Origin of the sequence: Geodermatophilus nigrescens, from assembly GCF_900129495.1 — a bacterium.
Lineage (GTDB): Bacteria > Actinomycetota > Actinomycetes > Mycobacteriales > Geodermatophilaceae > Geodermatophilus > Geodermatophilus nigrescens.
Map to the genome: position 1 here is coordinate 99815 of NZ_FQVX01000003.1, position 20893 is coordinate 120707.

Genomic DNA, 20893 nt, shown 5'->3' on the forward strand with positions numbered 1-20893 from the left:
GGGTCAGGCCGGGACCGGCAGGTGCCGCGCGGCCAGCGTGCCGAGCAGGTGCTCGAACTCCGCCATCGTGCGGGCGACGATCTCCGCGGCCGGGATCACCTCGTCGATCCGCCCGGCCACCTGCCCGAGCTGCTGCAGCGAGGCCTCGAGGTCGCCGTCGCGGTAGGTCTCCAGGACCCGCCCGAGCAGCGGCGTGGGATCGCGATCGGGATCGGCCTCGGCGGCGGCCACCAGGTCGGTGCGCAGCACCCGCATCGGCCGGCGGCGCTCCCGGTTGAGCAGCACGGTGTCGGTCTCGGTGGCCCGCAGGACGGCGTCCTTGACGTTGGCGTGCACCGCCGACTCCGCCGAGGCGAGCATCCGGGTGCCCATCTGCGCGCCCTCCGCGCCGAGGGCGAAGGCGGCGAGCAGCGAGGCGCCGTCGACGATGCCGCCCGCGGCCACCACCGGGACGTCGACCGCGCGGGTGACCAGGGGCAGCAGCACCATGGCGGCCACCTCGTGCGGGCTCTTGAAGCCCGCGCCCTCCACGCCCTCGACGACGAGGCCGTCCACGCCGGCGTCGACGGCCCTGCGCGCGGCGGCGAGCGTCGGGACGACGTGGAAGACGGTCAGCCCGGCGTCCTTGAGCAGCGGCGTGTACCGGTCCGGCGAGCCCGCCGAGGTGGTGACGAACCGGATGCCCGCGTCGACGACGGCGTCGACCACCGCCGGGTCCTTCGCGAAGGCCAGCGGGATGTTGACGCCGATCGGCCGGTCGGTGAGGTCCTGGGTGCGCGCGATGTCCTCGCGGACCTGGTCGACCGGCAGTGAGCCTGGCACCAGGCCCATGCCGCCGGCCTCCGAGACCGCTGCCACGAGCTCGGGACGGGCCACCCAGCCCATCGGCGCGGAGATGATCGGGGCGTCGATGCCCAGCATGCGTGTGACGCGCGTGTCAACTGGCATGGCGGCACGGTAGCGCTCCCCCGTCTGGGGCGACAGGGGTCAACGGGTGGGGAACAGAGGCCCCAGCCGTTACGATCCTGCGGTCCCCGAACGGCCGGACGCCGGTCGACGGCGACGTCACCGTCGGGTGACGCGGGCCGGGGACCCGAGCGGGAGGAGCGGCCGGTGAGCGGACCACGGGGAGCGGGTGTCGGCGCCGTCGCGAGCGCCGGCCAGCAGGAGCGCCGCGAGGCCGGGCCGCTGACCGGCAAGGGCCAGGCCCGCAAGGCCGCCCTGCTCGACGCCGCGCGCCGCGTCTTCGAGAAGCGCGGCTTCCTCGACACCAGGGTCGCCGACATCGTCGCCGAGGCGCGGGTGGCCCAGGGGACGTTCTACACCTACTTCGACTCCAAGGACGCCGTCTTCCAGGCGGTCGCCACCGGGGTCGTGGGGGAGATGCTCGTCGCCCTGCGGGCCGACACGCACGCCGGGACGCCGTACGAGCGGGCCCACGCGGCGATGGAGCGGTTCGTCGACGCCTACCGGCCGCGGGCCCGGATCATCGCCCTGGTCGAGCAGGTCGGGACGTTCACCCCCGAGCTCAAGCACCTGCGGCTGCAGGTGCGCGAGGCGTTCGTCGAGCGCGCCGCGCGGGGCATCGCCCACCAGCAGGAGGCGGGCATCGCCGACAAGTCGCTGGACCCGGTGCTGACCGCCGAGGTGCTCGGGGCGATGGTCGACCACACCTGCTACGTGTGGCTCAACCTCGGCCGCGACTTCGACCGGGACGCCCTGCTCCGCACGCTGACCACCGTGTGGGTGCGGGCCATCGGCGCGGACGTGCCGCCCGCCGCCTGAGCGGGGTCCCGCGGATCGATGTGACGCGGGCGTCAGCTAGCGTCCGCACCCGGGCGCTCCGCCGGGGAGCGCGGCGAGGAGGCGTCCAGTGACCGAGGCGACCGGGGCCGGCGTGCCCGAGGAGCTGACCGTGGCGGTGCTCGGCGGCACGGGCCCGCAGGGGCGCGGGCTCGCCCGGCGGTTCGCCGCGGCCGGGGTGCGGGTCGTGCTCGGCAGCCGCGACGCCGGCCGCGCGGGCGCCACGGCCGCCGACCTCGCCGCGGCCACCGGCGGCGACGTCACCGGCGACGACAACCGCGGGGCGGCCCGCGCGGGCGACGTCGTCGTCGTGGCGGTGCCGTGGGACGGGCACGGCGAGCTGCTCGCCGGCCTGCGCGAGGAGCTCGCGGGCAAGGTCGTCGTCGACTGCGTCAACCCGCTCGGCTTCGACAAGCAGGGCGCCTTCGCGCTGCCGGTCGAGGAGGGCTCGGCCGCCCAGCAGGCCGCGGCGCTCCTGCCCGACAGCCGCGTCGTCGCCGCGTTCCACCACGTCAGCGCCGTGGTGCTCGAGGACCCGGAGGTGGCCGAGGTCGACACGGACATCATGGTGCTCGGCGACGACCGCGAGGCCACCGACCTGGTGCAGGCGCTGGCGTCCGCGGTGCCGGGCATGCGTGGGGTCTACGCCGGCCGGCTGCGCAACGCGCACCAGGTGGAGGCGCTCACCGCCAACCTGATCAGCGTCAACCGCCGGTACAAGGCGCACGCGGGGCTGCGCGTCACCGACGTGTGACGGCCCGCCGCACGCGTGGGGCGCCTGTGACGGGGGAGTGAAATCCCGCACCTGTACCGCACGGCACCTCCCCTCAAACACGGTTCCCGGATTATTTTTCCGCGCAACCGCAGGAGGCCTCCGGCAGTGGGGCCGGCGAGGGGAGCACCCACATGACCCGCAACCAGAAGCCGTCCGTCTTCCAGGTCGGCAGGATCTGGGACGACGGCCGGACGGTCGTCGTCTCCGGCTGGGGCATCGGGCTGTGCGCCGCCGGCTGCCCCTGCCACCGCTCGCCCGTGGGCGGGCACCTGGCCATCGACGAGGACCAGGCCGGCGGCACCCTCGGCCTGCGCTGCTTCGCCGAGGACGGCTGCGACTGCTGCGAGCCGTGGACCGCCGACGAGCTCTCCGCCGTCCTCCGCGACCTGGAGGTCGTCGCCGGGCTCGACGCCGAGGAGCCCCTCGCCGGCTGAGGAAGGACCTTCCCGCCCTCCGGCGGGACCCGCCCTCTCCCCGCGGTGCCCGACCTCTCGCTGCAGCGCGAGGTCGGGCACCGCGGCGCGCGGTCGGGGCACCTCCCCGGACCGCCTTTCGCGCGCGGACGGCGGGGTACGGACGTCGCCATGCTGGGACGAGCGGCGATGCGCGGTGCCCTGGCCGGACTGGCCGGCACCGCGGCGATGACCCTGGCCGAGAAGGCCGAGCAGCAGGTGACCGGGCGGCCGGACTCCTACGTGCCCGCGCGCACGCTGACGGCGCTGGCCACTCGGCGCCGTCCGCCCGGCTCCGAGCGCCCGTTCGTGCGCAACCACCTCATGCACTGGGGCACCGGCGCCGCCGTCGGCGCGCTGCGCGGCGTGTGGGCGGCCAGCGGGCTGCGCGGCTGGCGCGCCTCGGCCTGGCACACCTCGGTCCGGCTGGCCACCGACCAGACGCTGGAGAACGCGACCGGCGTCGGCGACCCGCCGTGGACGTGGTCGCGCCGGGACCGGGTCGTCGACCTCGCCGGCAAGGCCGTCTACTCCTTCGTCACCGGCGCGGTGGCCGACGCGCTGGTCCCGCTCGCTCCCGACCGCCGGCGGAGCACCGCCCCCTGACAGGACCGGCCCGTTCCCGCGACCCGCGGGGCGGGTGGGACGAACGGGGCCGGTGGGACCGTCCCGCCCGCTGATCACCGCGCGCCCTGCACACGCTCCGCTCACCTCCTCCCTACCGTCCGTACGGACCAGACCAGGGGGACGTCGCCCGCGGGGGCGGCAGGAGGAGGCCGGACGTGCAGCGCAACCGGACGACGGGACGGCGCTGGACGGGTGCGGTCGTCGCCGCCACCGGCCTGGTGGCCCTCGTGCTCGCGCCCGGCTCGGCCTCCGCCGCGCCGTCGACCGCCGACGAGGCCGCCCAGCTGGTCGAGGAGGCCGGCCGGCAGCTCACCGCGGTCGACGAGCAGGTGCACCAGGCCGAGCTCACCGTCGCCGCCCAGCAGCAGGCCGCCGCCGAGGCCGACCAGGCCGCCGCCGTCGCCGAGGCGACGCTGCAGCAGTTCGAGCCGGCCATCCGCGCCATCGCGCAGAGCGGCTACACCGGCACCACCCGCTCGCGCGTGGCCGCCTTCCTCGGCAGCGACTCCGCCGACGACCTCGTCGCGCAGATGACGATGCTCGACCTCATCGCCGACCACACCGACGGCGTGCTCACCGAGGTCGCCGTCGCCCAGGCCGCCGCCGACCAGGCCCGCGCCACGGCCGATGCCGCGGCCGCCGAGGCCGCTGCCGCGCTCACGACCCTCCAGGAGCAGCAGGCGCAGGTGCAGGCCCAGGTCGACGCCTACGAGGCCGACTTCGCCCGGCTCACCGCCGCCGAGCAGACGCGGGTGACCGCCGCGCTCGCCGGCCCCGTGCTCGACGCGCCGTCGGCCGCCGTCGCCGCGGCCGCCGCACCCGGCCCCGCCGCCGCCACCGCCGTGCAGACGGCGCTGGGGCAGATCGGCGACCCCTACGTGTGGGGCGCCTCCGGCCCGGACGGCTTCGACTGCTCGGGGCTGACCCAGTACGCCTACGCCGCCGCCGGCATCTCCCTGCCGCACTCGAGCAAGGCCCAGTCGACGATGGGGACCCCGGTCTCGCGCTCGGAACTGCTGCCCGGCGACATCGTCTACTTCTACTCGCCGGTGAGCCACGTGGGCATCTACATCGGCGACGGGAAGATGGTGCACGCCCGCACCTTCGGCCAGCCGGTCGCGGTGACCAGCGTGGACCAGGCGGGGTACCGCGGCGCCGTCCGCGTCGCCTAGCCGCACCCGGCCCTCCGGCCCGCCCCCGCGCCGGGGGCGGCGGCAGGCCGTACCGTGGCCGACCGTGACCCGGGCACTACCGCGACCGGAGCCCGCACTGCGGCCCGGGGCCATCGGCTTCCTCGACTCGCTCGTCATCGGCCTCGCCGCGACGTCGCCGGCCTACTCGCTGGCCGCCGTCATCGGCCCGGTCGTGGCGCTCGTGGGCGTGCACGCGCCCGGAGTCATGCTGGCGTCGTTCGTGCCGATGCTGCTCATCGCCGGCGCCTTCGCCGCCCTCAACCGCACCGACCCCGACTGCGGGACGACGTTCTCCTGGGTCACCCGCGCCTTCGGCCCGACCGCCGGCTGGATCGGCGGCTGGGCGATCACCATGACCGGCGTCCTGGTGGTGGGGTCGCTGGCCGAGGTCGGCGTCCGGTTCACCCTGCTGATGGTCGGCCTCGACGCCCTGGCCGACTCCACGCCCGCCGTCATCGCGCTGAGCGTGCTGCTGGTGCTCGTCATGTCGGCGGTCTGCGTGCTCGGCACCGAGATCTCCTCACGCCTGCAGAACGCGCTGATCCTCGCCCAGACGGCGGCGCTCCTGGTGTTCGCCGTGGTCGCGATCGTGCGCGGCGTGCGCGGGGACTCGCCCTTCGGCGGGCTGACGCCGGCGTGGGACTGGCTCGACCCCTTCGGCGCCGGCGGCGCCGCACTGACCGGCGGGCTGCTGCTCGGCGTCTTCGCGTACTGGGGCTGGGAGTCGGCGGTCAACCTCACCGAGGAGACCACCGACTCGCGGGTCGCCCCCGGCCGGGCCGGCGTGTGGTCGACGGTGGTCCTGCTGCTCACCTACGTGGGCGTGGCCGTCGCCGTCGTCTCCTTTGCCGGGACGGCGTTCCTCGCCGGCAACGCCGACGAGGAGGAGGCGGTCTTCGCGCTGCTGTCCACCGAGGCGCTGGGCGGCTGGGACTGGGTGGTGCTGGCCGCCGTCGCCACCTCGGCGATCGCCTCCACGCAGACGACGATCATCCCGGCGTCGCGCACCGGCCTGTCGATGGCGCGGCGCGCGGCGCTGCCGGCGCGGTTCGGGTCGGTGTCCGAGCGCTTCCGCACCCCCGACGTCTCCACCTGGTGGGTCGCCGGCGTGGCGGTCGCCTGGTACGTCGGCGTGCACCTGGTCAGCGAGAACGCGCTGTTCGACTCGATCACCGCGCTGTCGCTGCTGATCGCCCTCTACTACGCCCTCACCGGCGTCGCCTGCGCCTGGTACTTCCGCCGCCGGCTGGCGCACAGCCTCCGCGACGCGCTGCTGCTCGGCGTCGGCCCGCTCGTGGGCGCGGCGCTGCTGGCCTGGCTGCTCGTCCTGTCGGTGCGCGACCTCGCCGACCCGGACAACAGCTACACCGGGCAGGCCTGGCTCGGCGTGGGCCCGCCGCTGGTGATCGGCGTCGGGATCATGCTGGCCGGCGTCGCGCTCATGCTCGTGTGGCGCCGGCGCGACGGGCGCTTCTGGCAGGAGCGGCCCGGCGTCGCCCCGGAGGACGCCGACCCGCTCGCCGCCTAGTGGATCGTGCGGCCCTCCGCGAGCATCGTGACGAGGGCCGCGATCCGCTTGGCCCGCGTCGCGGGGCTCGCCGCCGTGTGCACCCGCCAGAGCACCGCGTAGCGGTTGGCGCCGTCGAGCCCGGCGAAGGCCTCCTGGGCGGCCGGCTCGGCCGCCAGGGCGGCGGCCAGGTCGTCGGGGACGGTGATGGTGGCCGGGCCCGCGTAGGCGCGCTCCCAGCGGCCGTCGGCCCGCGCCGCCTCCACCTGCGCGAGGCCGGCCGGGCGCATCCGGCCGGCCGCCACCAGCTCGGCCACGATCCCGACGTTCTTGGCCGACCACACGCTGCGCGGCCGCCGCGGGGTGACGCGGGTCAGGTACCAGTGCTCGTCGACGCTGTTGGCGCGGCCGTCGATCCAGCCGAAGCACAGCAGCGACTCGACCATCTCGTCGCGGGTCAGCGAGGGCACGCCGGCGCCCTTCTTGGCCAGCTTCACATAGATGCCCGGCGCGGTGGCCGACTCGGCCTCCAGCCACGCCTCGAACGCGGCCTGGTCGGGGAAGGCGAGCACCGGCAGGTCGGTCGGCAGCGTCACGACGGCGATCCTGGCGGCGGCGGCGCCCGCTGCGCCACCCTGTGCGGGTGGACCGTGCCGACGAGCGCTACTCCGCCGCCCTCGAGCCCCGGCCGGGCGGGCGGGTGCGGCACTGGGCCCGCGTGGCCGGGGCGTTCGCCGCGGGGCTGGCGCAGGGTCTGGTGCCCGAGCCCACCGTGCACGACGTCGTCGTGCGCCGCCGCGACGACGGCACCGAGGTGCTCCGAGTGCCCAGCGAGGACGGCACCGCCCACGTGCTGACGGCGGTCCGCGCGGAGATGGCCGCCGTCGGGCCGGAGGAGTTCCTGGCCCGGTGGAGCGTGCGGGCCGGCTGAGCCGCGCTCAGAGCTCCGCGCGCAGCGTCCGGGCGGCCAGGGCCAGCGAGCGCATCTTGCCCTCGGCGGAGGCCCGCGGCAGGTACTTCAGGCCGCAGTCGGAGGACAGCACCAGCCGGTCGACGTCGACGTCGTCCAGGGCGCGGCGGACGCGGTCGGCCACCACCTCCGGCGTCTCCACCTCCGGCGTGGACAGGTCGAGCACGCCCAGCGCGATGCCCTTGCCGCGCAGCGGGCGCAGCTGTGCCGGGTCCAGGTGCGACTGCGCGGTCTCCACCGACACGGTGTCCACCGGGGTGTCGGCGAGCTCCGGGAGGAACGAGTAGCCCTCCGGCCGCTCGGCGACCATCGCCGCGTAGCCGAAGCACAGGTGCAGGTGCACCGGTCCGGGCGCGCCCTCCACGGCGCGGGTGACCGCCTCGGCGCCGTAGCGGCGGGCCACCTCGGGCCGCGCCTGCAGCCAGGGCTCGTCGATCTGGACGACGTCGGCCCCGGCGGCGAACAGGTCGGCGATCTCCTCGCGGACGACGTCGGCGTAGGCCAGCGCGAGCGCCCGGTCGTCGCCGTAGTGCTCGTCGGCCGCCTGCTGGGCCATGGTGAACGGGCCGGGCAGCGTGATCTTGACGGGCCGGTCGGTGGCCGCCCGCAGGAACCGCACGTCGCGCGCCTGGATCGGCCCGCGGCGCGCGACCTCCCCGGTCACCCGCGGCACCGGGATCGGCTGCCCGGAGCGGTTGAGGACGGTCCCGGGGGTGTCGACGTCGACGCCGTCGAGCGCCGTGGCGAAGTGGTTGGAGTAGGACTCCCGGCGCTGCTCGCCGTCGCCGACCAGGTCGAGGCCGGCTGCCTCCTGGGCGCGCACCACCAGCAGCGTGGCGTCGTCCTGGGCCTCCTCCAGGTGCTCCGGCGCGGGCCGCCACAGCTCCCGGGCGCGCACGCGCGGCGGGAACTGGTGGGCCAGGCGGTCGTGGTCGATGAGCCAGCCGGGCTGCGGGAGGCTCCCGACGACGGTGGTGGGCAGGAACGGCAGGTCGACGGGCACGGGAGGAGTCTGCCCCGGGCGGCCGCGCGGGGTCCGGTGTGCTGGGGTGGGGCCGTGGCGGACAACTACATCGCGGAGCTCGACAACGGCGCACCGGCCATCGACGACGAGGCGTTCGTGGCGCCGACGGCGGTGGTGGTCGGTGCGGTGACCATGGGGCCGCGGTCGAGCATCTGGTACGGCGCGGTGGCCCGGGCCGACGCCGAGGTGATCGAGATCGGCGAGGACTCGAACGTGCAGGACGGCAGCACGCTGCACTCCGACCCCGGGTTCCCGCTGGTCATCGGCCGCGGCGTCACCGTGGGGCACCGGGTCGTCCTGCACGGCGCGCGGGTCGACGACGACGTGCTCGTGGGCATGGGCAGCGTGGTGATGAACGGGGCGCACATCGGGTCGGGCTCGATCGTGGCCGCGGGCGCCGTCGTCACCCAGGGCACGCAGGTGCCGCCCGGCTCGCTGGTGGCCGGCGTGCCGGCGAAGGTGATCCGGCAGGCCACCGAGGACGACCTCACGCACATCCGGCTCAACGCGCTCGCCTACACCGAGCGGCTGCCCGCCGCGCGGCGGGTGCGGCCGGTCGTGCGCCGGCCGCTGCCCTCGGCCGGCCACGTCCCCGGCGACGCCGCGGACTAGCGCGTCAGACGGCGCCGGCGAGGCGGGCCAGCGCGCCGCGGACCTCCTCGACCGGCAGCGCCATCGTCGCGTCGCCGACCGACAGCTCCACCCGCTGCACCGCCGGGTCGGCGGTCGGGGCGGCGTCGTTCCAGGTCCACAGCCCGTCCTCGGCCAGCCCGCGGACGGCGGCGCGGAAGCGCTCGGGCGTCGTCGTGAGCAGCAGGTGCAGCATCGGCGTCTGCGGCGGGTCGGGGACCACGCGCACGCCGGGCAGGTCCCGGACCGCGTCGGCGATCTCGCGGGCCCGCTGCAGGTAGGCGGGGAACAGCGGCAGCCGCTCGCGCAGGCAGGTCAGCGCGGAGGCGGCCCCCGGCCACAGGCCCCACAGGGTGCCGCCGAGCCGGTGGCGCCACTCGCGGACCTCCGCGACGACGTCGGCCGGCCCGGCCAGGCAGCACCCGGCGAGCGCGCCGACGCCCTTGTAGAAGCTGACGTAGACGGTGTCGAACGGCGCCGCCAGGTCGGAGGCGGGCATCTCGTACCCGGCGGAGGCCTCCCACAGCCGGGCGCCGTCGAGGTGGGCCACGGAGTGCACGTCGTGCGCCCACGCGGCCTGCTCGACGACGTCGTCCCACGGCGGCAGCTGCCCGCCGAGGTCGCGCTGGGGCAGCTCCACCACCAGCGCGGCCGGCGGCTCGGCGACGGCGTCGAGGTCGGCGCGCAGCAGCAGCCGGTTGCGGTCGCCGACCGGGCGCGGCACCAGGCCGTGCAGCCGCTCCAGCGCCCCGCCCTCGTGCCGGAACAGGTGGCACTCGGGATGGGCGACGACGGTGCGCCGCATCGTGCGGCCGGCGTGCACCCGCAGCGCCGCCTGCTGGGCCATGGTGCCGCTGGGCAGGTAGACCGCGGCGGGCTTGTCCAGCAGCGCGGCGACCTCGGTCTCCAGCTCCGCGACGACGCCGCCCGCGCCGTAGCGGTCGACCGCGGTGTCGGCCGGGACGGTGGCCAGCAGGGCGCCGGCGCGGACCGGCCCGTGGGCGTTGAGGGCCCGGTCGCAGGCCAGGCGCAGCGCGTCGAGGTCGTCGCTCACGTGCCCAGCAGACCACGGACGAGCGCGCCCACGGCATCGGCCTCGATGAGGAAGCCGTCGTGCCCGTACGGCGAGGACACCACGTGCAGCGGCACCCCGAGCGCGTCGGCCACCCGCTGCTGCAGCTCCAGCGGGTACAGCCGGTCGGAGTCGACGCCGGCGACGACGGCCCGCGCGGTCACCCGCGCCAGCGCCGCCTCCACCCCGCCGCGACTCCGGCCGACGTCCCAGGTGTTCATCGCCTCGGTGAGCACCACGTAGCTGCCCGGGTCGAAGCGGGCGACGAGCTTGTCGGCGTGGTGCTCCAGGTAGGAGGCGACGGCGAAGCGGCCGTCGTCCTGCACGGTCGTGCCGAAGCGCTCCTCGAGCTCGAGCGCGCTCCGGTAGGTGAGGTGCGCGATCCGCCGCGCGATGCCGAGCCCGGTTCCCGGGTCGGCGCGCACGGCGGCCTGCTGGGTGGTCTGGGTGCCGAGCTGGTCGGCGGTGACCGCCGCGCCGGAGGCGAGGAAGAACAGGCCGGCCACCCGGTCGGGCAGCGCCACAGCCCACTCGAGCACCCGCATGCCGCCCATCGACCCGCCGACGACGGCCGCCCACCGCCGGACGCCGAGCGCGTCGGCGAGCGCGGCCTCGACCCGCACCTGGTCGCCGACGGTCACCTCGGGGAACCGCCCGCCCCACGGGCGCCCGTCCGGCGCGGCGGACGACGGCCCGGTGGTGCCCTGGCAGCCGCCGAGCACGTTGGCGCACACGACGAAGAACCGGTCGGTGTCCAGCGGCGCGCCCGGACCGACGAGCGACGCCCACCAGCCCGGCGTCGGGTGGCCGGGGCCGGCGGGGCCGGTGACGTGGCTGTCGCCGGTCAGCGCGTGCTCGACCAGCACCGCGTTGGCGCCGTCGGGCGCGAGCGCGCCCCACGTCTCGTAGGCCACCCGGACGCCGGGCAGCACCCCGCCGCGCTCGAGCCGGACCGGTCCGTCCAGGTCCAGGAAGAGCCGGTCGCCGGCGGGGTCGCCCTCGCGCCACCCGCCGGTGCGCGGCGGGGTGCGGGACGCCACCGCGTCCCGCACCCCGGACACGTCAGGCGCCCTTGGCGGCGCGGAACCCGGCCTCGAGGTCGGCGAGGATGTCCTCGATGCCCTCCAGGCCGGCGGCGAGGCGCACCAGGCCGGGCGTCACGCCGGTGGTGAGCTGCTCCTCGGGCGTGAGCTGCGAGTGCGTCGTGGACGCCGGGTGGATGACCAGGCTGCGCACGTCGCCGATGTTGGCCACGTGGCTGTGCAGCTCCAGCCCCTCGACGAACCGCCGGCCGGCCTCGACGCCGCCGCGGATCTCGAAGGCCAGCACCGCGCCGGCGCCCTTCGGGGCGTAGCGCTGCTGGGCGGCGTGCCACGGCGAGGACGGCAGGCCGGCGTAGTGCACCGACTCCACCTCGTCGTGGGCCTCGAGGAACTCCGCCACCCGCTGGGCGTTGGCGACGTGTCGCTCCATGCGCAGCGACAGCGTCTCGATGCCCTGCACCACGAGCCAGGCGTTGAACGGGCTGATCGCGGGGCCCAGGTCGCGCAGCAGCTGCACGCGGGCCTTGAGCGCGTAGGCGGGCGCGCCGAGGTCGGCGTAGACGACGCCGTGGTAGGTCGGGTCCGGCGTCGTGAAGCCGGGGAACCGCCCCTGCGTCCAGTCGAAGCGGCCGCCGTCGACGATCACGCCGGCGATCGCGGTGCCGTGGCCGCCGAGGTACTTGGTGGCCGAGTGGACGACGACGTCGGCGCCGTGCTCGAGCGGGCGCACCAGGTACGGGGTGGCGATGGTGTTGTCGACGATCAGCGGGACGCCGTTGCGGTGGGCCACCTCGGCGACCGTGGCGATGTCGAGGACGTCGCCCTTCGGGTTGCCGATGGACTCGCCGTAGAACGCCTTGGTGTTCTCGCGGACCAGCCGCTGCCAGTTCTCCGGGTCGTCGGGGTCCTCGACGAAGGACACCTCGACGCCGAGCTTGGGCAGCGAGTGGTGCAGCAGGTTGTAGGTGCCGCCGTAGAGCGAGGCGGAGGCGACGACGTGGCTGCCGGCCTCGGCGACGTTCAGCAGCGACAGGGTCTCCGCGGCCTGGCCGCTGGCCACCGCGAGCGCCGCGACGCCGCCCTCGAGGGAGGCCACGCGCTGCTCGAGCGCGTCCTGCGTCGGGTTCATGATCCGCGTGTAGATGTTGCCGAGCTCGGCCAGCGCGAACAGGTCCGCGGCGTGCTGGGTGTCGCGGAACTGGTAGCTGGTGGTGGCGTAGATCGGCAGCGCGCGGGCGCCGGTGGTGGGGTCGGGGCTCGTGCCGGCGTGGATCTGCCGGGTCTCGAAGCTCCAGCTCTGCGGGTCGGTCATCGCGCCGTCTCCTCTCGTACCGGAGGACCTGCGGCGCACAGGTGCTCCGTCCTTGCCGTGCTGCGGGCGCAGCGCGGCCGGCTCTTCCCCTGGGAGCACCTCAGACGGAGGAGAGGTTGCCGGACAGCCAGCCAGGTACTTCGCGCTGTCACTCAGGAGCCTGGGGCGACCCTAGCGGGCGGAGGCGCGACGTCCAGCCCGGGGGCTCAGGAGGTGGGCGCGCTGCCGGTGGTGGGGACGGCCGTCGTCGGGGCCGGCGCCTGCGGAGGGTCCGGCGCGGTCTGCTCCGGCGCCGTCGTGTCCGGGGCGGTCGTCGTCGGCGCGGTCTCCTCCGGCGTCGTCGTGCCCGGCGCCTCCTCCGTCGTGGATGGGGCGGTCGTCGGTGCCGGGGCCGGCGCCGGGGTGGTGACCGTCGTGGTGCCGCCGGCCGGGTCGGTGCCGGCGTCGGCGGGCTTGACGTAGAGGTAGAGCAGGCCGAGGCCGAGGAACAGGGCGACCAGGACCAGCGTCGACGTGCGGGCCCGGCCGATGCGGCCGGGCGAGCGGCGCAGGAGGCCGGACAGGCCGAACCGGCCGCGGCCCGCGGGGTCGCCGACGGTGCCGTCGGCCGGGCGGGGCGCCCCGGGGACGCTCACTGCTGGGCCCCCTGCCGCGCCGGGGCCGGCGCCGCGGCCGGCGGCTCGGGGGTGATGGTCAGGCCCTCCCGGGCGAAGGCGAGCACGATGCGCTCGCGCAGGTCGCGGCCCACCTCGAACTGGCGGCCGGGCAGCGTGCGCGCCACCACCCGCACGTTGACCTGGTCGAGGTCGATGCTCTCCACGCCCATGACGCTCGGCTCGTCGAGCAGCAGGCGGCGCAGCTCGGGGTCGGCGAAGGCCGCCCGGCCGACGTCGCGGAGGACGTCGTTGACCCGGGTGACGTCGGCCGTGGTGGGCACCGGCACGTCGACGACGGCGCGGGCCCAGTCGCGGGACAGGTTGACCACCTTGACGATCTGCCCGTTCGGGATGGTGACCACCTCGCCGTCGGCCGAGCGCAGCCGGGTGATCCGCAGCGTGACGTCCTCGACGGTGCCGTTGGCCGGGTCGCCGCCGCCGACCACCTGGATCGAGACGACGTCGCCGAAGCCGTACTGGCGCTCGGTGATGAGGAAGAAGCCGGCCAGCACGTCGCCGACGACCCGCTGGGCGCCGAAGCCGAGCCCGACGCCGAGCACGGTGGCCGGCGCGACCAGGCCGGTGACCGGGACGCCGAGCCGGTCGAGCACGTAGAACGCCGCCACCGTGTAGACGAGCACGATGAGCGTCCAGGTGAGGACCTGGGTGAGCGAGTGCCGGTGCTTGGCCGCCTCGGAGCGGACCAGCACGTCGCCGCCGGTGGAGCGGGCGTCGATGCGGCTGGTGATCCGGTCGCCGACCCAGCTGATGAAGCGGGCCACCAGGACCGAGCCGAGGATGATCAGCACGATCTCCAGGCCGCGGCCGGCGAGCCAGTCGAGCAGGTCGGTGAACGGTCCCATGCGGTGTCGGGTCCCCTCCGGTCGGTCAGCTGCGCGGTCGGGCCCCATCCAACCCGGTCCGCCTGGGAGTCGGCTCCTCCCGGGGCTCGACGAACAGCGAGGCCACCGACCGGCCGATGCGCCCTCGGCGGTCGTGGAGGTCGGCGGCGCACTGCCCGGCCCCGCCGGGCCCGAGCGTGGTGACGGCGTCCATGCCCAGCCAGTCGCCGGCCGGCTGGCGGAACAGGGCGACGACGAGGTCGACGTTGGCGAAGGTGGCCTGCGACCAGTCGATCTCGGTCGAGATGCCGCTGGCGGCGTCGGTCATCACGAGCAGGTGCTCCAGCGGCGTCATCGGCTCGCCCTCGACCAGCTCGCACAGCGGCCGGGTCCAGGCCGCGGCCGGCCCGGTCGTGGTGAGCGAGCCGGCGGCCGCACGCCACTCCAGCGCCCGGTGGTAGGCGACCTCCTCGGAGAAGACGTCGAAGGCCGCGGACCGGGCCTCCTCCGGGCCGACGGCGAACGGCTGCGGCGGCGTGGCGGTCGCCGCGGAGTCGCGGGTGCGCATCCGCCAGGCGGTCAGCCGCATGGCGGTGCGCCCGCCGGCCTCCAGCGCCGCCTCGACCAGCTCGATCCGCCGGCCCGGGCGCAGCACCCGGGCGGTCACCCGCACCGGGCCGACCGGCACCGGCCCGAGGACGTCGTAGGCCAGCCGCACGGCCTGCCCGTCCGGGATGCCGCCGGTGCGCTCCACCGCGCGGGCGAGCAGGGCGGCCGGCGGGCCCGCGTGCTGCAGGCCGGGGTCCCACGGGCCGATGGTCAGCGCTGTGGCGACGTACCCGTCGTCGCCGTCGGGCAGGTAGCAGGCGCGGGGGAGGTCCACGCCCGGCAGTCTCGCGCCGGGCCGGTCGCCGTCGTGTCGGGGGTCGGCGCCGGCGGTCGCGTGCCGCGCGTCAGGCGCCGCGGGTCAGGCGCCGCGGTTCAGCCACAGGGCCGCGGCGGACCACGCCGCGCCGGCCCCGGCGGCCGTCCACCACAGCCAGCGCAGCGACTCCCCGGGGTTCGACAGCGCGAGCAGCGCCGCGACGACGCACACCGCGCCGGCCAGCGGCGTCGTGCGCAGCAGGGTGCCGAGGGTGTCCGGCCCGGGGATCGCCAGGAACACCACGACGGCGGCGACCAGCAGGAGCCCGCACAGCGCGCCGAGGTACGCCGCGGTGACGCCCGCCTCGGCGGGCAGCACGAGCGCGCCGAGGCCGCCCGCGACGCCGCCGAGGGCGAGCCCGGCGAGCAGCCGCCGACGGCGCCGGGACCACGGGGGACGGGGCTCGGTCACGCCCCGAGGGTGCCCGCCCTGCCTGTGGACCACCCCTGCCGATGAGTTCCGCCGTACGGCAGCGTCTCTCCTGCCGACGGGCCCACGCCGGGCCCACCGACCCCGGGAGCCCCCGTGCGCATGATCTTCGTGAACCTGCCCGTGTCCGACGTCGCGGCGAGCCGCGCCTTCTACACCTCGCTCGGCTTCTCGGTGAACGAGCAGTTCAGCGACGACTCCTCGGTCTCCGTCGTCGTCAGCGACGCCATCTTCCTGCAGCTCCTGAGCACCGAGCGCTTCGCGTCCTTCCTCCCCGAGGGGCGGCAGGCCGGTGACCCCCGGCAGACGTCGGCGATGCACGCGCTGTCCTGCGACAGCCGCGAGGAGGTCGACGCGCTCGTGCAGAAGGCGCTCGCCGCGGGCGGCGGCACGTGGCGGCCGGCCGAGGACCACGGCTACATGGTCGGCGGCAGCTTCACCGACCCCGACGGCCACGTCTGGGAGGTCATGTGGATGGACCCGTCCGGCACGCCGTGACGTAGGCGGCGTCGGGGCCGACGGCGGCTACTGTCGCCGTCGTGCACCGCCGTCCCGCCGTCGGGTACCTGCTCACCGTCGCCGCGGCGGGGCTGTTCGCCGTCAACGGCACGGTCTCCACGCTGGCGCTGCGCTCCGGCGTGCCGCCCACCTGGCTGACGGCGATGCGCTGCGGCGGCGCCGCGGTCGGGCTGCTGCTCGCGCTGGCGCTGGTGTCGCCGCGGCGGCTGCGGCTCACCCGGCGCGAGGTGCCGTTCCTCGTGGTGTTCGGCGTGGTCGGCGTCGCGCTGACCCAGTTCCTCTACTACGTCGCCATCGGCCGGCTGCCGGTCGGGATCGCGCTGGTCTTCGAGATGACCGCGCCGGTCCTCATCGCCCTGTGGGTCCGGCTGGTGCGCAGGGAGCCGGTGCGGCCGCGCATCTGGCTGGCGCTGTCGCTCTCCCTCGGCGGGCTCGTGCTCGTCGCGCAGGTGTGGCAGGGCGGCGGCTCGCTCGACGCCCTCGGCGTGGGCGCGGCGCTGGCGGCCGCCGTCTGCCTGGCCACCTACTACCTGATGGGCGAGCGCGGGGCCGCCGACCGTGACCCGGTGGCGCTGACCTGCTGGAGCTTCGTGGCCGCGGCGCTGTTCTGGGCCGTCGTCGCGCCGTGGACGCCGTTCGACCCCGCCCTGCTCGGCGAGGCGGTGCCGGTGTCGCTGGGCTCGGCGCGACTGCCGCTGTGGGTGCTGGTCGCCTGGATCGTCGTCCTCGGGGCGATCACGCCGTTCTGGCTGTCGATCGCGGCGCTGCGGCACCTGCCGCCCACGACCGCGGGACTGGTGGCCACCGTCGAGCCGGTGTTCGCCTCCGTCGTCGCCTGGCTGTGGGTGGAGCAGGTGCTCACCGGCTGGCAGGTGCTCGGCGGGATCGTCGTCCTCACCGGCATCGCGCTGGCCCAGACCGCGCGGGTCACCGCGCGGCGGGCGGCGCCGGCGCCCGTTCCCGAGACGCCGGCGCCGCTGTAGCTCAGCTCAGCTCAGCTGACCTTCTCGCTGTCGGCGAGCCAGCCGGCGAGGCGGTCCATGTAGCGGGCCTGGGCGGCGTAGTCCATGCCGACGTACTCCCACGGGTAGACCTGCTCGGCCTGCGCTGCCGGCAGCAGCGCGTAGGTGGGCTGGCCGGCCATCTCCTCCGGCGTCATGGCGCCGCGCAGCGAGTAGAGGATGACGTCGCTCGCGTACTCGGGCACCTGCTCCCAGCTCGCCGTCTGCCAGAAGTAGCCGTCGCCGCCCGGGTCGACGAACTGCACGCCGAGGTCGGAGTAGAGCCGCAGGGAGGGGTCGTCGGGCGCCTTGGCCATGTAGAAGCCCTCGTCCGGGTAGGCCGCGACCGGCAGCACGGTGACCCCGGAGGAGGCGGCCTCGGTCAGCGCGGCGGAGGCGTCCTCGAAGTCCTGCCGGGCGGCGCGGACCTCCTCGCCGTCCATGTCGGCGCCGAGGGACTCGGCGAGCTCCGCGGTGCGCTCGATGACCTCGGCGGCCGAGCCGCGCCAGGCGATCGCGACGACCGGCGCGATCTGCTCGAGCTGCTCCTGCTGCTCGAGGGACTCCAGGCCGTAGAGCGGCTGGGTCTCGTCGAGCGTCCCCTCGGAGTCGACCGGGTAGACGGTGGTGACGATGAGGTCGGGGTCGGCGGCGGCGAGCGCCTCGAGGTCGATCGCGCCGTAGCTCTCGCCGACGATCTCGACGCCGGAGAGGTCGCGGCCCTCGAACTGGACGTCGTCGGCGGCGGAGGTCTGGCCGAAGGTGGCCACGGGCGCGATGCCGTAGTTCCACAGCGACGACGCGACGTCGTTGAGGCCGGCGACCCGCTCGGGCCGGGCGTCGAGCTCCACGGTGTTCCCGAGGTCGTCGGTGAACGACCAGCCCTCGTCGGTCGCGGCGGCCGCCTCCGTGTCCTCGGCACTCGAGCAGGCGCCGGCGGCGAGCAGCGCCACCAGCGCGAGGGAGGCGCCGAGCAGGCGCGGGGGTCGGGACACGGGGTCTCCTCGCAGGTCGGGCAGGGGGATTCCCCTGCGGGCGGCGCACAGGTTAGCCTTGCCTTACACGCGGTCCGCAAGGGCCGTCCGACGGCGAGACGGAGACCTGCAGGTGACCACCACGACCGAGGCCCCGACCGCCGCGCTGCCCCAGTGGCTGTTCTTCGACACCGTCGTCGCCCGCGTGGCGCCGCTCGGCCCGAGCATGCGGCGGATCACGCTCACCGGGCCCCGGCTCGCGGAGTTCGGCCTCGCCGGCGACGACCAGCGGGTCAAGCTCGTGCTCGCCCCCGACCCCACCGCGCTGGCCGAGCTGCACGCCGCCGGCGCCGAGTGGTACCCGGCGTACTGCGCGCTGCCGGAGGAGCGCCGGCCCGTGCTGCGCACCTACACCGTGCGCGCCGCCCGGCCCGAGGTGGCCGAGGTCGACGTCGACGTCGTCCTGCACGGCGTCACCGACGGGCACGCGGGCCCGGCCGCGACCTGGGCCGCGCAGGCGGCGCCCGGCGACCGCATGGTCCTCATGGGCCCCGACCGGCCCGGCCGCGGCCGCGCGTGGGGCGTCGAGTGGGCGCCGCCCGCGTCCGCCACGCACCTGCTGCTGGCCGGCGACGAGACCGCGGTGCCGGCCGTGAGCGCCATCCTCGAGGCGCTGCCCGCCGGCCGGCGCGCGATCGCCGTCCTGGAGGTGCCCGAGGCCGGCGACCTGCAGGACCTGCGGCTGCCCGAGGGCGTGCAGGTGCGCTGGCTGGCCCGCGCCGACCGCCCGCGCGGCGAGCTGCTGGTCCCCGCGGTGCACGCCGCGCTGGTCGACCTCGGCGTCTGCGCCGCGCCCGCGCCCGCCCCCGAGGACGTCGACCTCGACACCGAGCTGCTGTGGGAGGTCCCCGAGGACCCGGCGGCCGGTGCCGGCTGCTACGCCTGGCTGGCCGGCGAGGCCGGGATGGTCAAGCAGCTGCGCCGCCGCCTGGTCGGCGACCTCGGCGTCGACCGGCGCTCGGTGGCCTTCATGGGCTACTGGCGCGAGGGCCGCGCCGAGAACTGAGGGAGGACCGGCGCTCGCGCTCCGATCAGCTCCCCTGATCGGAGCGCCTCCTCCCCCGCGGCGGGACGTGAGGGAGGAGGTCCGACGATCAGGTCCCCTGATCCCGCCGCGACGGGCTCACCTCGGGAGGCGGCGGACCGGGACGACCATCGGGGTGCCGGCGACCGGGTCGGGCACCACGCGGGCCTCGAGGTCGAAGACGTCGGCGAGCAGCTCCTCGGTGAGCACCTCGTGCGGCGTGCCCGACGCCACCAGGGCGCCGTCACGCATGGCCACCAGCCGCTGCGCGTAGCGCGCCGCCAGGTTGAGGTCGTGCAGCACGACGACGACGGTGCGTCCGCGCTCGGCGTGCAGCCGGGCCACCAGCTCGAGCACGTCGATCTGGTGCGACAGGTCGAGGTAGGTGGTCGGCTCGTCGAGCAGGATCAGGTCGGTCTCCTGCGCCAGCGCCATCGAGATCCACGCCCGCTGCCGCTGCCCGCCGGACAGCTCGTCGACCGGGCGGTCGCCGAGGTCGGCCATGTCGGTCCAGGCCAGCGCCTCGGTCACCACGGCCTCGTCGTCGCTGGACCACTGCCGCAGCCAGCTCTGGTGCGGGTGCCGCCCCCGGGCGACGAGGTCCGCGACGGTCAGGCCCGACGGCGCCACCGGCGTCTGCGGCAGCAGGCCGAGCACGCGGGCCACCTCGCGGGTCGGCGTCCGGGCGATCGACCGGCCGTCGAGGACCACCTGCCCGGCGGCCGGGCGCAGCAACCGGCCCAGCGCGCGCAGCAGCGTGGACTTGCCGCAGCCGTTGGGCCCGACGATCGCGGTGAACGAGCCGTCGGTGAGCGCGAGGTCGAGGCCGTCGACGACGACCCGGTCGTCGTAGGCCAGCCGCAGGCCCTCGGCGGCCAGGCGGACGCGCGGAGGGGGGCCGGCGGGAGCCGTGGGCGGGGCGTGCCCGGCGGAGAGGTGAGTCGTCATGCGGGAGTCCGCCTCCCGCGGACGAGCAGCCAGAGCAGGTAGGGGGCGCCCACGACCGCGGTGATGATGCCCACCGGCAGGGCCTGCGGCAGGACGGTCCGGGTGAGCAGGTCGGCCAGCACGACCAGCGCCGCGCCGAGGAGGCCGGAGGCCAGCAGCGGCGGCCGGGACCCGCCGGTCAGCCGGACGGCGATCTGCGGGACCACCAGGGCCACGAAGGTGATCGGCCCGGCGGCGGCCACGGCCGCCGCGACGAGCACGACGGCGACGAGCACGACGGCGGCCTGCGCCGCGGCCAGCCGCACGCCCAGCCCGCGGGCGGTGTCGTCGCCGAACTGCATCACGCCGAGCACCCGGCCGGCCGCCAGCGCCAGGGGCACGAGCACCGCCAGCGCGAGGGCGAGGGGGACCGCCTGGTCCCACGTGCGGGCGTTGAGCGAGCCGACGATCCACACGTAGGCCGCCGCGGCGTCGTAGATGGCGGCGCGGGTGAGCAGCCAGTCGACGACGGCGAGGCCCATCGAGGAGATCGCCACACCGACCAGCACCAGCCGGTAGCCGTCGACGCCGGACCGGAACGCCAGCAGGAACAGCAGCAGGCCCGCGCCGAGCGCCCCGGCCAGCGCCGCGAGCGGGACGCCGAGGCCGCCGAGCACCGCGCCCACCGAGGAGGAGCCGCTGACGACGATCGCCGTCACCGCGCCCACGGAGGCGCCGGAGGTGATGCCGAGGATGTCGGGGGAGGCCAGCGGGTTGCGCGCAAAGGTCTGGAACAGCGCGCCGGCGACCCCGAGCGCCAGGCCCACGAGCACCCCGACGACGACGCGGGGCGCCCGCAGCTCCAGCACGACGAAGCGCTGCCCCGCCTCGCCGGCGCCGACCAGCGTGCGCAGCACGTCGCCGAGGCCGATCGGGTAGTCGCCGCGGCCCAGCGCGACGGCCGAGAGCAGCACGACGACGACCAGCGCGGCGAGCGGCACGACGACCGAGCGCCAGCGGAAGCGCGCGGAGAACGGCCCGCGGCGCAGCACCACCGCGCGGCCGCGCGGGCGCCCGCCGGGCTCGGGCGGCGTCGTCCCGCGGATCGTCTCGACGGTGGCGGTCACC

The 20893-nt window shown here is 76.2% G+C and carries 24 protein-coding genes and 1 riboswitch; of the genes, 11 read left to right on the top strand and 13 right to left on the bottom strand.

Annotated elements, in window-relative coordinates; all coding sequences use genetic code 11:
• Nucleotides 1–3: 3 nt before the first annotated feature.
• On the bottom strand, nucleotides 4–984 hold the full coding sequence (locus BUE37_RS14095) for an NAD(P)H-dependent flavin oxidoreductase (RefSeq protein ID WP_281248095.1): 981 nt from the start codon (nucleotides 982–984) through the stop codon (nucleotides 4–6).
• Between the two features lie 129 nt (nucleotides 985–1113).
• Between BUE37_RS14095 and BUE37_RS14100 the strand changes: the two genes are divergently transcribed.
• From BUE37_RS14100 to BUE37_RS14125, 6 genes are all read left to right on the top strand, one after another.
• Entirely contained in the window at nucleotides 1114–1785 is a 672-nt protein-coding gene (locus tag BUE37_RS14100; RefSeq protein ID WP_083628694.1) for a TetR/AcrR family transcriptional regulator, read from the top strand.
• Between the two features lie 88 nt (nucleotides 1786–1873).
• A complete protein-coding gene (gene npdG / locus BUE37_RS14105; RefSeq protein ID WP_073420928.1) occupies nucleotides 1874–2557 on the top strand; it encodes an NADPH-dependent F420 reductase in 684 nt (227 codons plus the stop codon).
• A gap of 152 nt (nucleotides 2558–2709) precedes the next feature.
• Complete coding sequence (locus tag BUE37_RS14110) at nucleotides 2710–3012, top strand: hypothetical protein (RefSeq protein ID WP_073420929.1); 303 nt, start codon at nucleotides 2710–2712, stop codon at nucleotides 3010–3012.
• 150 nt (nucleotides 3013–3162) lie between these two features.
• On the top strand, nucleotides 3163–3636 hold the full coding sequence (locus BUE37_RS14115; RefSeq protein ID WP_073421868.1) for a hypothetical protein: 474 nt from the start codon (nucleotides 3163–3165) through the stop codon (nucleotides 3634–3636).
• A 176-nt stretch (nucleotides 3637–3812) separates the two neighbouring features.
• Nucleotides 3813–4829 carry a C40 family peptidase gene (locus BUE37_RS14120; RefSeq protein ID WP_073420930.1) on the top strand — a complete coding sequence of 339 codons (1017 nt, stop codon included), beginning with the start codon at nucleotides 3813–3815 and terminating at the stop codon, nucleotides 4827–4829.
• 64 nt (nucleotides 4830–4893) lie between these two features.
• A complete protein-coding gene (locus BUE37_RS14125; RefSeq protein WP_073420931.1) occupies nucleotides 4894–6378 on the top strand; it encodes an APC family permease in 1485 nt (494 codons plus the stop codon).
• Here BUE37_RS14125 and BUE37_RS14130 read toward each other — a convergent pair.
• Nucleotides 6375–6953 (bottom strand): YdeI/OmpD-associated family protein, encoded by a 579-nt coding sequence (locus BUE37_RS14130; protein WP_073420932.1) that lies wholly within the window; start codon nucleotides 6951–6953, stop codon nucleotides 6375–6377. The genes BUE37_RS14125 and BUE37_RS14130 overlap by 4 nt on opposite strands.
• A 47-nt stretch (nucleotides 6954–7000) precedes the next feature.
• Here BUE37_RS14130 and BUE37_RS14135 point away from each other — a divergent pair, with 47 nt between their 5' ends.
• The gene (locus BUE37_RS14135) at nucleotides 7001–7288 is read left to right on the top strand and encodes a hypothetical protein (RefSeq protein ID WP_139252990.1); all 288 of its coding nucleotides are present in this window, start codon (nucleotides 7001–7003) and stop codon (nucleotides 7286–7288) included.
• Between the two features lie 7 nt (nucleotides 7289–7295).
• Here the strand turns inward: BUE37_RS14135 and BUE37_RS14140 are convergent, their stop codons facing one another.
• On the bottom strand, nucleotides 7296–8330 hold the full coding sequence (locus BUE37_RS14140) for a uroporphyrinogen decarboxylase family protein (RefSeq protein ID WP_073420934.1): 1035 nt from the start codon (nucleotides 8328–8330) through the stop codon (nucleotides 7296–7298).
• 54 nt (nucleotides 8331–8384) lie between these two features.
• Here BUE37_RS14140 and BUE37_RS14145 point away from each other — a divergent pair, with 54 nt between their 5' ends.
• Nucleotides 8385–8963, top strand: a complete 579-nt coding sequence (locus tag BUE37_RS14145) for a gamma carbonic anhydrase family protein (RefSeq protein WP_073420935.1) — start codon at nucleotides 8385–8387, stop codon at nucleotides 8961–8963.
• 4 nt (nucleotides 8964–8967) lie between these two features.
• Here BUE37_RS14145 and BUE37_RS14150 read toward each other — a convergent pair whose 3' ends face one another.
• The 7 genes from BUE37_RS14150 to BUE37_RS14180 all read right to left on the bottom strand — a co-directional run bounded on the left by BUE37_RS14150 (nucleotide 8968) and on the right by BUE37_RS14180 (nucleotide 15242).
• The gene (locus BUE37_RS14150; RefSeq protein ID WP_073420936.1) at nucleotides 8968–10035 is read right to left on the bottom strand and encodes a threonine aldolase family protein; all 1068 of its coding nucleotides are present in this window, start codon (nucleotides 10033–10035) and stop codon (nucleotides 8968–8970) included.
• Nucleotides 10032–11093, bottom strand: coding sequence for a homoserine O-acetyltransferase MetX (gene metX, locus BUE37_RS14155; RefSeq protein WP_217651271.1), 1062 nt, complete (start codon nucleotides 11091–11093; stop codon nucleotides 10032–10034). The genes BUE37_RS14150 and metX overlap by 4 nt, the downstream gene beginning before the upstream one ends.
• 22 nt (nucleotides 11094–11115) lie before the next feature.
• Nucleotides 11116–12408, bottom strand: a complete 1293-nt coding sequence (locus BUE37_RS14160; RefSeq protein ID WP_073420938.1) for a bifunctional o-acetylhomoserine/o-acetylserine sulfhydrylase — start codon at nucleotides 12406–12408, stop codon at nucleotides 11116–11118.
• A 43-nt stretch (nucleotides 12409–12451) separates the two neighbouring features.
• Nucleotides 12452–12568, bottom strand: a riboswitch (SAM riboswitch).
• A 46-nt stretch (nucleotides 12569–12614) separates the two neighbouring features.
• The gene (locus BUE37_RS14165) at nucleotides 12615–13043 is read right to left on the bottom strand and encodes an Rv3103c transmembrane domain-containing protein (protein ID WP_073420939.1); all 429 of its coding nucleotides are present in this window, start codon (nucleotides 13041–13043) and stop codon (nucleotides 12615–12617) included.
• Nucleotides 13040–13927, bottom strand: a complete 888-nt coding sequence (locus BUE37_RS14170) for a mechanosensitive ion channel family protein (RefSeq protein ID WP_073420940.1) — start codon at nucleotides 13925–13927, stop codon at nucleotides 13040–13042. Before BUE37_RS14170 ends, BUE37_RS14165 begins: the two co-directional genes overlap by 4 nt.
• A gap of 25 nt (nucleotides 13928–13952) precedes the next feature.
• A complete protein-coding gene (locus BUE37_RS14175) occupies nucleotides 13953–14789 on the bottom strand; it encodes a thioesterase family protein (RefSeq protein WP_073420941.1) in 837 nt (278 codons plus the stop codon).
• A gap of 84 nt (nucleotides 14790–14873) precedes the next feature.
• A complete protein-coding gene (locus BUE37_RS14180; RefSeq protein ID WP_073420942.1) occupies nucleotides 14874–15242 on the bottom strand; it encodes a hypothetical protein in 369 nt (122 codons plus the stop codon).
• Between the two features lie 120 nt (nucleotides 15243–15362).
• On the opposite strand from BUE37_RS14180, the gene BUE37_RS14185 reads away from it, so the two are divergent.
• Both BUE37_RS14185 and BUE37_RS14190 read left to right on the top strand, forming a co-directional pair.
• Nucleotides 15363–15758, top strand: a complete 396-nt coding sequence (locus BUE37_RS14185) for a VOC family protein (protein WP_073421869.1) — start codon at nucleotides 15363–15365, stop codon at nucleotides 15756–15758.
• Between the two features lie 41 nt (nucleotides 15759–15799).
• Nucleotides 15800–16762 (top strand): EamA family transporter, encoded by a 963-nt coding sequence (locus BUE37_RS14190; protein WP_073420943.1) that lies wholly within the window; start codon nucleotides 15800–15802, stop codon nucleotides 16760–16762.
• An 11-nt stretch (nucleotides 16763–16773) separates the two neighbouring features.
• Here the strand turns inward: BUE37_RS14190 and BUE37_RS14195 are convergent, their stop codons facing one another.
• Nucleotides 16774–17775, bottom strand: a complete 1002-nt coding sequence (locus BUE37_RS14195; RefSeq protein WP_073420944.1) for an ABC transporter substrate-binding protein — start codon at nucleotides 17773–17775, stop codon at nucleotides 16774–16776.
• Between the two features lie 112 nt (nucleotides 17776–17887).
• Here BUE37_RS14195 and BUE37_RS14200 point away from each other — a divergent pair, with 112 nt between their 5' ends.
• The gene (locus BUE37_RS14200; protein WP_245794610.1) at nucleotides 17888–18820 is read left to right on the top strand and encodes a siderophore-interacting protein; all 933 of its coding nucleotides are present in this window, start codon (nucleotides 17888–17890) and stop codon (nucleotides 18818–18820) included.
• Between the two features lie 117 nt (nucleotides 18821–18937).
• Here the strand turns inward: BUE37_RS14200 and BUE37_RS14205 are convergent, their stop codons facing one another.
• Both BUE37_RS14205 and BUE37_RS14210 read right to left on the bottom strand, forming a co-directional pair.
• Nucleotides 18938–19786, bottom strand: a complete 849-nt coding sequence (locus tag BUE37_RS14205; RefSeq protein WP_073420945.1) for an ABC transporter ATP-binding protein — start codon at nucleotides 19784–19786, stop codon at nucleotides 18938–18940.
• Nucleotides 19783–20892: a FecCD family ABC transporter permease gene (locus tag BUE37_RS14210; protein ID WP_083628695.1), complete on the bottom strand. Its 1110-nt coding sequence runs from the start codon at nucleotides 20890–20892 to the stop codon at nucleotides 19783–19785. Before BUE37_RS14210 ends, BUE37_RS14205 begins: the two co-directional genes overlap by 4 nt.
• Between the last annotated feature and the right edge of the window lies 1 nt (nucleotide 20893).

What these genes read in the sequence shown, in the direction of transcription:
- BUE37_RS14110 (WP_073420929.1), top strand. Translation starts at nt 2,710, where the DNA reads ATGACCCGCAACCAGAAGCCGTCCGTCTTCCAGGTCGGCAGGATCTGG.
- BUE37_RS14115 (WP_073421868.1), top strand. Translation starts at nt 3,163, where the DNA reads ATGCTGGGACGAGCGGCGATGCGCGGTGCCCTGGCCGGACTGGCCGGC.
- BUE37_RS14160 (WP_073420938.1), bottom strand. Translation starts at nt 12,408, where the DNA reads ATGACCGACCCGCAGAGCTGGAGCTTCGAGACCCGGCAGATCCACGCC.
- BUE37_RS14170 (WP_073420940.1), bottom strand. Translation starts at nt 13,927, where the DNA reads ATGGGACCGTTCACCGACCTGCTCGACTGGCTCGCCGGCCGCGGCCTG.
- BUE37_RS14185 (WP_073421869.1), top strand. Translation starts at nt 15,363, where the DNA reads ATGATCTTCGTGAACCTGCCCGTGTCCGACGTCGCGGCGAGCCGCGCC.
- BUE37_RS14205 (WP_073420945.1), bottom strand. Translation starts at nt 19,786, where the DNA reads ATGACGACTCACCTCTCCGCCGGGCACGCCCCGCCCACGGCTCCCGCC.